This window comes from Bacillus sp. SN1 (genome assembly GCF_002796895.1).
Taxonomy (GTDB): Bacteria; Bacillota; Bacilli; order Bacillales; family Bacillaceae; genus Bacillus; species Bacillus inaquosorum.
In genome coordinates, this window is sequence record NZ_PHIE01000006.1 from 45,988 (window position 1) to 58,753 (window position 12,766).

The 12,766-nt window shown below is 45.4% G+C and carries 14 protein-coding genes; 11 read left to right on the plus strand and 3 right to left on the minus strand.

Annotation, left to right across the window (positions count from 1 at the left end; genetic code table 11):
* The first annotated feature begins 165 nt into the window (after window positions 1-165).
* From CVV77_RS18280 to CVV77_RS18305, 6 genes are all read left to right on the plus strand, one after another.
* Window positions 166-1,212, plus strand: a complete 1,047-nt coding sequence (locus CVV77_RS18280; RefSeq protein WP_100276148.1) for a FecCD family ABC transporter permease — start codon at window positions 166-168, stop codon at window positions 1,210-1,212.
* The gene (locus CVV77_RS18285; RefSeq protein WP_100276149.1) at window positions 1,212-2,222 is read left to right on the plus strand and encodes a FecCD family ABC transporter permease; all 1,011 of its coding nucleotides are present in this window, start codon (window positions 1,212-1,214) and stop codon (window positions 2,220-2,222) included. Before CVV77_RS18280 ends, CVV77_RS18285 begins: the two co-directional genes overlap by 1 nt.
* A 15-nt stretch (window positions 2,223-2,237) precedes the next feature.
* Window positions 2,238-3,047 carry an ABC transporter ATP-binding protein gene (locus CVV77_RS18290; RefSeq protein WP_003240726.1) on the plus strand — a complete coding sequence of 270 codons (810 nt, stop codon included), beginning with the start codon at window positions 2,238-2,240 and terminating at the stop codon, window positions 3,045-3,047.
* Between the two features lie 172 nt (window positions 3,048-3,219).
* Window positions 3,220-4,413: an efflux RND transporter periplasmic adaptor subunit gene (locus CVV77_RS18295; RefSeq protein ID WP_100276150.1), complete on the plus strand. Its 1,194-nt coding sequence runs from the start codon at window positions 3,220-3,222 to the stop codon at window positions 4,411-4,413.
* Complete coding sequence (locus CVV77_RS18300; protein WP_019259450.1) at window positions 4,397-5,086, plus strand: ABC transporter ATP-binding protein; 690 nt, start codon at window positions 4,397-4,399, stop codon at window positions 5,084-5,086. Before CVV77_RS18295 ends, CVV77_RS18300 begins: the two co-directional genes overlap by 17 nt.
* Window positions 5,079-6,308, plus strand: coding sequence for an ABC transporter permease (locus CVV77_RS18305; protein WP_100276151.1), 1,230 nt, complete (start codon window positions 5,079-5,081; stop codon window positions 6,306-6,308). Before CVV77_RS18300 ends, CVV77_RS18305 begins: the two co-directional genes overlap by 8 nt.
* Window positions 6,309-6,342: 34 nt before the next feature.
* On the opposite strand, the gene CVV77_RS18310 is transcribed toward CVV77_RS18305, so the two are convergent.
* The 3 genes from CVV77_RS18310 to CVV77_RS18320 all read right to left on the minus strand — a co-directional run bounded on the left by CVV77_RS18310 (window position 6,343) and on the right by CVV77_RS18320 (window position 8,246).
* A complete protein-coding gene (locus CVV77_RS18310; protein WP_100276152.1) occupies window positions 6,343-6,753 on the minus strand; it encodes a regulatory YrvL family protein in 411 nt (136 codons plus the stop codon).
* Between the two features lie 60 nt (window positions 6,754-6,813).
* Window positions 6,814-7,971 carry an oxalate decarboxylase gene (gene oxdC, locus CVV77_RS18315; protein ID WP_100276153.1) on the minus strand — a complete coding sequence of 386 codons (1,158 nt, stop codon included), beginning with the start codon at window positions 7,969-7,971 and terminating at the stop codon, window positions 6,814-6,816.
* A gap of 119 nt (window positions 7,972-8,090) precedes the next feature.
* On the minus strand, window positions 8,091-8,246 hold the full coding sequence (locus tag CVV77_RS18320; protein WP_003221632.1) for a YvrJ family protein: 156 nt from the start codon (window positions 8,244-8,246) through the stop codon (window positions 8,091-8,093).
* Between the two features lie 201 nt (window positions 8,247-8,447).
* On the opposite strand from CVV77_RS18320, the gene sigO reads away from it, so the two are divergent.
* From sigO to CVV77_RS18345, 5 genes are all read left to right on the plus strand, one after another.
* Window positions 8,448-8,978, plus strand: coding sequence for an RNA polymerase sigma factor SigO (sigO, locus tag CVV77_RS18325; protein ID WP_100276308.1), 531 nt, complete (start codon window positions 8,448-8,450; stop codon window positions 8,976-8,978).
* Window positions 8,979-8,980: 2 nt separating this feature from the next.
* Window positions 8,981-9,217 carry a sigma-O factor regulator RsoA gene (gene rsoA, locus CVV77_RS18330; protein ID WP_019259445.1) on the plus strand — a complete coding sequence of 79 codons (237 nt, stop codon included), beginning with the start codon at window positions 8,981-8,983 and terminating at the stop codon, window positions 9,215-9,217.
* Between the two features lie 149 nt (window positions 9,218-9,366).
* Complete coding sequence (gene yvrH / locus CVV77_RS18335) at window positions 9,367-10,080, plus strand: two-component system response regulator YvrH (protein WP_003243545.1); 714 nt, start codon at window positions 9,367-9,369, stop codon at window positions 10,078-10,080.
* Window positions 10,077-11,819: a two-component system sensor histidine kinase YvrG gene (gene yvrG, locus CVV77_RS18340; protein ID WP_019259443.1), complete on the plus strand. Its 1,743-nt coding sequence runs from the start codon at window positions 10,077-10,079 to the stop codon at window positions 11,817-11,819. Before yvrH ends, yvrG begins: the two co-directional genes overlap by 4 nt.
* A 68-nt stretch (window positions 11,820-11,887) precedes the next feature.
* Complete coding sequence (locus CVV77_RS18345; protein ID WP_100276154.1) at window positions 11,888-12,766, plus strand: SMP-30/gluconolactonase/LRE family protein; 879 nt, start codon at window positions 11,888-11,890, stop codon at window positions 12,764-12,766.

Below are 12,766 nucleotides of genomic sequence, written 5' to 3' on the forward strand. Positions count from 1 at the left end.
ATCATTATCAATGTGATTATACCATCGCAAGTGCCGGTTGGCACGATATTTTTTGCGAATATATTCTCATTTTTATTTAAAACGCTCTATTAAATCAGCGGAAAAAAGTGATATACTGGAACAGCAATTGATAATCATTATCATTGATGAAAGGAAGTACGGCTGTTGAGTCAAAAGAAAAATATACAGACCACATCAGAAGAAATCCAATGGACGTCAAGGTCATTTGGCGCAGTCATGGTCCTTATTGCAGGGATATGCTTGCTATGCCTTGGCGCACTTTTATCCATATCCCTCGGTGCTGCGGATATTCATTTGCGCACTGTGTGGGACGCCATTTTCCATTTTCAGCCGACAGAGACGTCCCACCAAATCATACATGATCTCCGGCTGCCGAGAACGGCTGCGGCCGCGCTTGTAGGGGCTTTATTAGCGGTTTCAGGGGCGATCATGCAGGGGATGACGAGAAACCCTTTGGCAGAGCCTTCAATTATGGGCGTTACATCGGGCTCTGCGTTTGCCATTTCGATTGCGTTTGCCTTTTTTCCCGGACTTTCGGCTATGGGGCTTGTGCTATGGTCCTTTGTCGGAGCGGGGCTGGGGGCATCAACGGTAATGGGCATCGGCATGTTTTCAAAAGGCGGACTTACGCCTGTAAAGCTTGCTCTGGCGGGAACAGCAGTTACTTATTTCTTTACGGGCATTTCAACTGCTATCGCAATCCGTTTTGATGTCGCTCAGGATATCAGCTTTTGGTATGCTGGCGGGGTAGCGGGTGTGAAATGGTCAGGTGTCCAGCTTTTGCTTATCGCAGGGGCTGTCGGTTTAACGCCTGCGTTTATCATCGCCCGGTCCGTGACAGTACTAAGTCTTGGTGACGATCTGGCGAAAGGGCTTGGACAATATACATCAGCGGTGAAACTGTTAGGCATGCTTGTCGTTGTGATTCTGACGGGAGCTGCAGTTTCTATTGCCGGCACCATCGCATTTATCGGGCTGATCATTCCGCATATTACCCGGTTTTTGGTCGGTGTGGATTATCGGTGGATCATTCCTTGCTCGGCGGTTCTTGGTGCTGTTTTGCTTGTGTTTGCTGACATTGCGGCAAGACTCGTAAACGCGCCCTTTGAAACGCCTGTTGGCGCGCTGACCTCTCTCATCGGCGTTCCCTTTTTCTTTTATTTGGCACGTCGTGAAAGGAGAGGGCTGTAATGAAAACAAAAACGAAAAAACCGCTCGTTGTGATGGCTGTGACCTTTCTGCTCATCGTGCTGGTCTTTTTTATCAGTCTGAATTTAGGCGTCATCAAAATTGCACCGCTTAAAACGCTTCAGGTCTTTTTCGGCCAAGGAACGGCGCGTGACGAGCTTGTCTTATTTGAATTCAGGCTGCCCCGGATCATCCTTTCCTTGCTCGTTGGGGCTGGGATTGCTGTTGCCGGAGCCATTTTGCAAAGCGTGTCTCAAAATGATCTGGCAGAGCCCGGTATTCTCGGAATTAACGCCGGCGGCTCACTTGCTGTTGTGCTTTTTATTTACTTTTTTCAAGGATCAGCTTCAGATCTCAGCTTTTTCGGAACATTTATGCTGCCGTTCAGTGCTTTGGCAGGTGCAATCCTCGCCGCGTTTCTCATTTATCTTCTGGCTTGGAAAAAAGGTGTGACTCCGATTCGGCTGATTTTAGTCGGCATTGGCGTGAATGCCGGATTTAACGCCCTGTTGCTGATTTTTCAGCTCAAGATGGACCCTCATGATTTTATGCAAGCGGCGGTTTGGATCTCCGGCTCGATATGGGGGGCGAACTGGAATATGATCTGGGCAATCCTCCCTTGGATTGTGATCTTGCTTCCGTTTACTTTATATAAGGCGCGCTATTTGAACATTTTGCAGCTCGGAGACCAATTAGCGACCGGGCTGGGCACTGCTGTTGAAAGGGAAAGACGGATTCTCCTTCTGGCAGCGGTCACTCTTGCCGCTTCATGCGTGGCAGCTGCAGGGGGCATCGCGTTTCTCGGATTGATCGTGCCCCATGTGGCAAGAAGGCTTACCGGTCCCCGTCATCAGACGCTGATACCGGTCTCCGCCTTCATCGGCGCATTTCTGTTTTTACTCGCTGATACCCTGGCAAGAAATGTATTGGCACCGTCAGAAATTCCGGTCGGACTTGTCATTTCCGTGTTAGGTGCGCCTTACTTTATTTATTTATTGATGAAAGCGAATTAGAGGAGGGGGCCGAATATGAATTCATTATCAACAGATCAGCTTGGAATCGGTTATGGAGACAGGGTAATAGTAGAGGATTTAAATATCTCGATTCCTAAAGGGAAAATTACCACCTTAATTGGTCCGAACGGCTGCGGGAAATCCACGATATTAAAAACAATGTCCAGAATTATGCGTTCACATGCAGGTGCCGTCTATTTAAACGGCAAAGCGATTCATAAAATGTCTACAAAGGACATTGCGAAAGATATGGCGATTCTGCCGCAGACACCTGAAGCGCCGAGCGGTTTAACGGTGTATGAATTGGTGTCGTACGGCAGATTTCCGCATCAATCAGGATTTGGCAGATTAAATGATGAAGACCGCCAAATTATCAAATGGGCGCTTGAAGAAACAGGCATGGCTGAATTCGCTGAACGGCCGATTGAGGCATTGTCAGGCGGACAGCGTCAGCGCGTGTGGATTGCCATGGCGCTTGCGCAAGGGACGGAACTGCTGCTTCTGGATGAACCTACAACGTATCTTGATCTCGCACACCAGCTTGAAATTCTGCAGCTGCTAGACAGACTCAACAAAGAGCAGGGGCGGACGATTTTAATGGTCATTCATGATCTTAACCATGCAGCCCGTTTTTCTCATTATATGATCGCGCTCAAAAAAGGCACGGTCATCAAAGAAGGCACTGCACTGGAGGTCATGACTCCGGACATTTTGAAGCGGGTATTTCAGATTGATGCTGAAATCGTGACTGATCCCCGTACAAATAAACCTGTGTGCTTGACCTATGACCTGATTAAAAACGAAAAAACGCTTCTTTCAGTGTGAGAAAAATCCCGGTTCTGAGCCGGGATTTTTTATTTTCGGCTGTGAAAAATACCATTTTTTTATTTGGTTTCATCCTTTCAATAAAAAGATTGCAAGTCTTTTTGAATTAATAGATAATATTGGTTAGAATGTTTCGAAAATATTACATTGTTTACAGAAAGAGGAGATCGTTGTGTCCAAAAAGAAAAAATGGCTTATTGGCGGTGCGATATGTGCCGGTGTGCTTGTATTGGCGGGGATCGGCGCCGGCGGTTTTTACTTTTTTACTCACATGAACCAAGTTGCCGTATCAACGGAGCCCTATGCTGAATCAGTAGCGGTATACATGGGAGGAGAATCAGAATCAGGCCAAACGTTTTCTGGAAAGGTTGAACCTGAGAAACAGCAGAAAGTATACATAGATTCAGAGAAAGGCAGCATTAAAAAAACATACGTCAAAGAAGGCGATCAGGTCAAAAAGGGCGATAAGCTTTTTGAGTATGAGGGTGAAGATCATTCTGACGAAGTTGAGCAAGCCAATTTGCAAATCGAAATGACAAACCTTCAAATCAGCCGTTTGCAAAAATCAATAACGGAAACGGAAAAACAACTGAAAACGGCCGGAAAAGAAGAGAAATCACAGCTTCAAGATGAGCTTGATCAGGCCAATTTCGATTTGAAAACAAGCCAGCTTGAGCTGAAGCAGCATCAAAAAGAGCTGGCTGGCCTGACGAAAAACAAAGGTTCCAATGTCATTACAAGCAAGCATGACGGGATCGTTCAAAGCGTCAATCAGGATATCGCTGACGGAGCAACAGGTGACCAGGCAGCAGGTCCGTATATCCAGATTGTTTCGACGGGCAAATATCTAGTCAAAAGCCAAATCAACGAGCTGTTAATGGACACAATCAAAAAAGGCAGCAAAGTCAGAGTCACGCTGAAAACAGGCGGTGAAGGCGAGTGGAAAGGAAAGGTCACCTCGATCGGCAAGCTTCCCGCGGGAGCAGGCGAGGGGGAGGAATCAGAAAGTTTTGCTGAGGAAGAAATGAATCCTCAATCCTCTAACTATCCTTTCACAATTTTATTAGACAGCCATAAGGGCCTTGAAGTCGGCTATCATGTCAACATCGAAGTGATGAGTGATGATGCTGATGCGGACAAGATCAAGCTGCCGACCGACATGGTGATTCAGGATGACGGCGAACCGTATGTGTGGAAAGCCGATGAGAAGCAGAAAGCGTTCAAACAGCCTGTTGAAATCGGGGAGACTGATGAAAATGACATGGTAGAAATTAAGAGCGGCCTGACGCCGGAAGATTATGTGATCTATCCTGATCCCGCGGTCAAGGAAGGAAAGCAGGTTACAGTCAATGCTGACACTGAATAATATTTCGAAATCGTACAAGCTGGGAAAAGAAGAAGTTCCAATCTTGAAACATATCAACCTGACTGTCCAGGCGGGTGAGTTTCTGGCTATTATGGGGCCTTCCGGTTCTGGAAAGTCGACGTTAATGAATATCATCGGCTGTTTGGACAGGCCAACGTCCGGAACCTATACGCTTGACCAGATAGATATATTGAAAGGGAAAGACGGTGCCTTAGCCGAAATTCGCAACGAATCAATCGGGTTTGTGTTTCAGACCTTTCATCTGCTGCCGCGTCTTACCGCGCTGCAAAATGTTGAGCTGCCGATGATCTACAATAAAGTGAAGAAAAAAGAGAGAAGGCAAAGAGCTTATGAAGCCCTGGAGAAGGTCGGTTTAAAAGACAGGGTCTCTTACAAGCCGCCGAAGCTGTCCGGCGGGCAAAAGCAGCGGGTGGCGATAGCGAGGGCCCTTGTCAATCAGCCGAGGTTTATTTTAGCTGATGAACCGACCGGGGCGCTTGATACCAAATCAAGCGAACAAATTTTATCGCTGTTTTCCGAACTGCATCAGGAAGGCAAGACCATTATTATGATTACCCACGACCCGGACGTCGCCAGAAAAGCTGACAGAACGGTTTTTATCCGGGATGGAGAATTGGTATTAGATGAGAGAGGAGATATCAGCCATGCTTGAACATATTCGAATCTCCTTTCAATCCATTTTCTCTCATAAATTAAGATCGATTCTGACAATGCTCGGTGTCATTATCGGCATAGCGGCAATCATCGCGATTGTTTCGATGCTGAAGGGCCAAAGCGAACAATTAAAGCAAAGCATGATCGGTATGGGAAATAACGCGATCAATGTTGTCTACCAGCCGTCGGGCGGAGAAGAGGAGGGCGGCGGCCCTCAGGTTTCGTATACGTCCGCGCCGCCTGTAGCTGAAGAAACAGTAAAGGCGATCAAATCTGATCCTATGGTCAAAGGATTATCTTTATATTACTTGTCTGAAGGCGCGAGCGTTTTTCATTTAACAAATGTTTCGTACCCTCAAGTGTACGGTGTTGACGGTGATTACTTTGATATGTTCCCAATCCGTATAACCGAGGGGAGAAAGCTGACGGAAAACGATTTAAACAGCACCCACCAAGTGGTGATGATCAATGAAGCTGCCAGAGATGAACTGTTTCCAGACGGAGACGCTCTGCATAAAAACATTGAGATGAATGGTGTGCCGTTTAAGGTTGCCGGTGTTTTTAAAGAAAAAAATCAGCAGGAAAGCATGTTTGAAGGCGACTACGCAAACCCGGTTTTGTACGTCCCGAAAAAAGTATGGCCGCTCATTGAAGGCTTTGACGCGCCAACGCAGATTGCCGTGCAGGCCGATTCTTCTGAGCATATCCAAGAAGCCGGCGTAATGGCTGCGGATCTTTTAAACCAAGGACTGTCTGAAGCTGAGCTGGAAAAAGCAGAGTATAGTGTGATGGATCTTCAGGAGATCGCGCAGGAAGTGGAGTCCTTTAATCAGTCATTTGCATTGCTGCTTGGCGGGATCGCCAGTATTTCACTTTTGGTCGGCGGTATCGGCGTCATGAACATCATGCTCGTTTCCGTCACGGAGCGCACGAGGGAAATCGGGATTAAGAAAGCGCTCGGTGCTAAGCGTCGTGTGATTTTATTTCAATTTTTAACCGAGGCTGTCGTGCTGACAAGTATTGGCGGAATACTCGGTGTGCTGGCAGGCTTCGGCATCGCTAAGCTGCTGACAGTCGTTTTTCCGATGCCTTTTATTGTCTCCGTTCCGGCTGTTGTCGGAGCACTCATCTTTTCAATGGCAGTCGGCATTATTTTCGGCTTGCTTCCGTCCATCAAGGCATCGAAGCTTCAGCCTGTAGACGCGCTTCGCTATGAATAAAAAGAACGCATTCAATTGGAATGCGTTCTTTTTTTTAGCTGGGAAGAGCCGAGTTGCATTTGTCTAAAATCAGAAAAACAGATGCGACAATCATTTCTTCTGTGGTGGACAGCCAGATGTCGCTGATCAATTGGTCTGTTGTATGAGCAGTCATCCATAAAAACAGCAGCTGTACGATGCCGGCAAGGAGAATGAATAGGCGTTTTCCTGTCTTAAAAAATGTAAAACTATGTATCATCAGGCGTTCAAATGGTTCAAAGCATAACCCGAGAACAAGGAATAACACGGCAAAAAGCAGGACATGAGCTGCTGAGCGGTAGCTCGTTCCCGCTAAAGAAAACAAAGTAAAAATGATTCCATAATAAGTCAACACCACTGCTACTGCAGCCAGCATGTACTGTATGGAGAGCCGCAATAAACGTTTTGAAGAAGTTTGTTGTTTCACTGGTTCAGCTCCTTTTTAGTGCTTGCAGAGAACGAGTGCTCTCTGCAAGCTGCAAGTCTATTATTTACTGCATTTCTTTTTCACAACCGGATGTTTCTCCTTCGAAAGGACATCGGTAAAGTCTTTGCCTAAGTCAAGGTGTGCTTGAACAAATTTTTCAGGAAGCATGGCAAGCCATTGGTTTAAAGAGACATCGGCATAATGGTCGTCTTTGAAGATTTCTAAAAAGACAAGCGGTTCATCCCCGATGTTTTCAACGTAATGACCCATTGCAAATGGGACATATCCGACATCACCGGCCTGGTAGTTAAACGTTCTGGCATGGCCGTCAGATGCAAAAACGGTCATTCTTGCTTTGCCGGAGATGTAATATTGCCATTCGTGAGTATTCGGATGCCAATGCAGCTCTCTCATGGCGCCTGGTTCTACCGTCACGAGGGCAGATGCGATTGTTTTAGACACCGTAAAGTTTGTCGAATCCGCAATGTATACTTTTCCTCCCTCTGATTCAATCGGCTCTTGTTCAAGAAGGCGGTAAGTAAACGGGTAAGGCACTTCGCCATTCGGCCCTTCCACAATGTCATCTTTTAAACTGCCTGGGATTTGGGTTTCAAATATATATTTTTCTTTGCCCGGCAGATTGGCGATTTTTTCTTTTGTCACACCAAAGTTCGCAGCAATGACTTCTTTAGGGGTGTGGGCAAGCCAGTCTGTCAGCTGGAACGTGCTGTTTTCAGAGAATGATCCATCGTCAAACACGAGCAGGAACTCGGCTCCTTCATCCAGCGCTTGAATGGAGTGCGGCAGGCCTGACGGGAAGTACCAAAGATCTCCTTCACCTACATCATCAATAAAGCTGCGCCCTTTTTCATCCACAATTGTGACTCTAGCACTTCCGTAAATCATATAAGCCCATTCTGCTTCTTTATGCCAATGCAGCTCGCGAATGGCACCTGGCTTCAGCCGCATATTTACAGATGCAAGGTTCTCTGAGATCGGCAGCTCCCGTACGGTGACTTCACGGGCATATCCGCCTTTTTCTAACCGGTTATGAGTATCAGAGAACGAAAATTTCATATTGCTTACGGTTCCATGATCGGTTTCCGGCGGAACAAGCATATCAGGATTTTGCCGGTCTCTTTCAATATTGCGCGGGATTTTCACCGTGGCTCCTTTGTCTCCTCTGATTGGCTGCGGAATGTCGTTTTGTTTTTTCATGTAACTGTCTCCTCCTTAAAAATAAATGTTAAGCAGAAAGAGAAGGTGAAAGGCCTTTCGTTTTCCCTTCTGTCTTGTTAAGTGAAAAAAAACAGTAAAAAGTCAACTTCGATTGAAAATTAATTTTTTGCTTTCTGGTCTTTCAGCTCTGTCATCAGTTCTATCAGCTGATCAAACTTTTTCTCAAATCGGGTCAGCAGGTACATTGCAATCAGCGCAGGAAACCCCAGATTGCCGATCTGTTTTACGACTTCCTCTATAAAAACCTGATCCATGGAAAATACCTCCCTTCTTTTTTGGCAGTCATGTATGTAAGTGAAGGAAATCCAAGAAAACGTAAACTGCAGCCGGAGCATTTGCACAAGCGCTAGTCAGAAAGTAGTAGTTTACTTTTTTTTGCTTTCCTTCATTTAATTTAGTAGGGAGGCGGTTTGATGGACTATCAAGGTCTTTTGCGGTCAAAATGTAAGGAGATAATGAAGCATCCCATCGTGAAGCATTTTTTGAGCAATCCTCAGCATTACCGTTTGTTCAAAAACATAATGGAAAGCCCGAACGAAAAAGATGCAAAATCATTGGACGAGCAATTCAGGCAATTTTATAAGGAGATCCGCATCGTCAAGTATATGAATTCAATGATTCGCATCTTTTCTATTGATTTTGATAAGCGGGTTCGCAAAAACCAAAAACGGTATCCGCTGACGGTTGATCACCCGGAAGCAGGAGAACGCCTTCCTTCCGAAACAGGAAGTGATGCGTTTGAAGCATTTTTAGACCGGCAGGATGATTTGAGCCAGCATGTCCAGGATTATCAGCTTTATCAAGCGATCCAGAAGCTGACTGACAAACAAAAAAGCGTGCTGACGAAAGTCTATCTTCACGGTGCCACGATGCAGGAGATTGCGGATTCATTAGGGGAGTCACGGCAAAACATCTCCAACATTCATAAAAAGGGGCTTGAGAATATCAGAAAGCAGCTAGCGGTGCAAAAAAAGGGGGAAAAGTAGCTGTGAACGGCCAGTTTGAACAAAAGAAACAAAAAGACGACATGTATGACATTGAACATCTGATTGCATGCTTTTCGCCGATGATCAGAAAAAAACTCAGCAATACGTCCTACCAAGAAAGAGAAGATTTGGAGCAGGAGCTGAAGATCAAAATGTTTGAAAAGGCTGATATGCTTTTGTGCCAGGACGTTCCGGGGTTTTGGGAGTTTATTTTGTATATGGTGGACGAGAACTCATAACTTTCATCTGAAAATACGAAAAAACGGGAACTTCCATATTCCCGTTTTCTGTTTGTCATGCCCGGCAGACTTTCCCTATTCAAAAATGTACCAAAAATAAACGATATAATGATAAGATGAAAAAAACAGTGACAGAAAGGAACATAAAAGTGGAAAATGCGTCAATTTTAATCGTAGACGATGAGAAAGCGATTGTGGACATGATCAAACGCGTTCTCGAAAAAGAAGGTTATCGAAATATACTGGATGCTGCAAGCGCAGAAGAAGCAATTCCGGTTGTGAAGGCCAATAAGGTTGATTTGATCGTACTGGATGTCATGATGGGCGGAATGTCCGGTTTTGAAGCCTGCACGCTGATCAGAGAGTATTCAGACGCTCCGATTTTTTTCCTGACGGCAAGATCGTCCGACGCGGACAAATTGTCGGGCTTTGCGGTTGGGGCTGATGACTATATCACAAAACCATTTAATCCGCTGGAATTAGCAGCGCGGATCAGAGCGCACCTCAAGCGCACATATCAGTCGAAAGAAACGAGCTCAAATCAAACCTATACATATGATTATTTTACATTTTCTCCGCAAAATGCCGAGCTGATCGTAGGCGGGGAAGCTGTCGCTTGTTCAGCTCAGCTTTTGCAGCTATTGCAGTATTTTTGTGAACATCCTAATGTGGTGCTTTCCAAAGATCAAATTTATGAAAAAGTTTGGGGCTATCCTTCCTATGGCGACAACAACACCGTTATGGTTCATATCCGCAAGCTTCGGGAAAAAATTGAGCGCGATCCGAGCAATCCGGAGTATATCGTAACCGTTCGCGGTCTCGGCTATCGTTTTATCCCAAATCCTGAAGGCAAGCGGTCATGAGGTTAAGATGGAAGTTTCTGTTTCACTTTTTCGGGCAGATGCTGATTGTGATCCTGCTGCTTACGGTTATGCTTGTTGCTTCGTTTTTCTATTTAGACGCTCGGTTTAGCGATGCGGAATCCAATTCAGGGCTGACAAAGGCAACAACTGACACACTTGAAGCATATCTCGATGTAAACGAAGATGGGTCATGGGAAGTGGATAATTTTCTGAAGAAATCTGTCGATAAACAGCATGGCTGGATGCAAATCATTGATTCGAAAGGGAAAACCGCTTATTCGTACAGCGTGCCGAAAGACGTGCCCGGCACCTATACCAAGAAAGAGCTTTTGTCTATTTATAAAACCAAAAAGCTTCATAACTATAAGCTGAATTACTGGGCCATCAATATTGAAGATAAGTCGTATCTTCTATTGTCCGGCTGGAAATCAAAGAGCGAACAGCTGCTGACTTCCGTTGAAAAGCGAGAACAAAAGATAGATTCTTTAGCACATTATAAGTCCAGTACCATCGACTATATTAAGCGGGAAAAAGGTGCCATTTACCTATTAGACAGCAATGGAAACATTCTCGACAGCATCAACAGCACAAAAAGTGAAAGAAAAACGATGAACCAGCTGGAGCTGCTTAAATACAGCTCTAAGCCTTGGAACTATAAACGGGAAATTTCCGTTAAGATCCTCAATAAAGACAGATGGATGGTCGCTACGGTGCCGAACCCTGTCTATGTAACCGATCAGGAGTTTAACAAATCATTTCTGAAGGTTGTGCTAAAGGCGATGTTCCTGATTATGGGTGTTCTGTTCCTGTATATCATTTGGATGACTGTTTGGTATATGTTCCGATTCGGGCTGCCGATTTTTCACACGATTAAATGGCTGGTTAATCTATCTAAAGGGAAGCTCGAGGAACCGAAAAACCGGAAAGGCCGTCCTATCAGCAAAAACAAAAAGGGGAAAATTAAACAGCCGTACCGCTTCTTCGGTGAGATTTTTGAATCAATGGATCAGCTGACTGAAACGCTGAGGCGGGATAAAAGAAACAGAGAAAAAATCCAGGCGACAAGGGAAGAATGGATTGCCGGTTTGTCGCATGACTTAAAAACACCGCTTAGCAGCATTTACGGCTACAGCATGATGCTCGAGTCGAAGCAGTATGATTGGTCGCCGGAAGAAGTGAAAGAAATGGGACAGGTTGTCAGAGAAAAATCTGAATACATGTCCAAGCTGATTGAAGACTTAAATTTAACGTATCGGCTGAAAAATGATGCTCTTCCAATTGAGAGAAAGCTCACAAGCCTTATCCCGTTTTTTAAAAATGTCATTGAGGATTTTAAGAAAAATCCATTTTCTGAAGGGTATGATATCTCCTTTGTATCCAAAGAAGAGCATATTGAATTTGCGCTTGATGAAGCGTGGTTCAGACGCATATTAGAAAACCTGCTTGGGAATGCCGTGAAGCACAACGACAAAGGAACGGAGATTCAGGTCATTCTGGAACAAGCAAAAAATCATATTTCTTTGAAGGTAAAGGATAATGGGAAGGGAATGGATGAAGAAACGATCACCAATTTGTTTAACCGTTACTACAGAGGGACGAACACAAAAGATCCTGCTGCCGGAACGGGCCTCGGGCTTGCGATTGCCAAGGAGCTTGTCCATCTGCATAACGGGACGATTCATGTGAACAGCAGAATAAACATTGGGTCGGTCATCACCATCCTTTTCAAAAAACAATAAACATGTGGTTTGGACACCTTTTTGCCGGGAATAACAATATGTAGACTGAAGCTAAAGAGGTGTAGCACATGGATGCAGTATTGGAAGCAGACACTAGGGCAGTCATTGGTGAAGGCCCGTTATGGGATGAAGAAAACGGCCGCTTATATTGGGTTGATATCTTAGGGAGCGAGCTCCACATCTTCGACCCTGAAGAAAAAGTCAACCAGTCGATCAAATTTAAATCCTTTGTGACGGCGCTTGCGAAATACGCAAAAGATGAACTGATTATGACGATGAAGGACGGGTTTTACCTGTATCATCTTCAGGATGACAGCCTGGAAAAAATCAAACAGCCGAAGGACATGCATGAGAGCCTGCGTTTTAATGACGCTAAATGTGACCCGTACGGACGGCTTTGGGCGGGGACGACGAGCATGGAAGGCGAACAAAAACAGGCCTCGCTGTACCGTTTGGACCTAGATGGCAGTCTTGCCAAAATCAAAGATCAAGTCTCTACCTCAAACGGTTTGGATTGGGATCGCGAGCGGAATTCGATGTATTACATCGACACGCCGACGCAGGAGATTGTGCGTTACAGCTATGATCCCGAAAGCGGAGATGTCTCAAATCCAGAACCCGTCTATCGTTTTGATCAATCAGACGGATTGCCGGACGGCATGACAATCGACCAAAATGGCATGCTGTGGGTGGCGCTTTTTGGCGGCAGCCGCGTTGTTCACATTGATCCGTTTCAGAAAAAAGAAATCGATTCAATCAGCGTGCCGGCTAAATATGTCACGTGCTGCGCGTTCGGCGGCAGGGACTTAAAAACCCTTTACATTACAACGGCAACGGAACAAATGACAGAAACAGAAAGATACGAGCAGCCTCACGCGGGAGGATTGTTTTCAGCAAAACTGGAAACAGGCGGATACCAGCCGGTTCCATTCGCTGGAGACGTATAA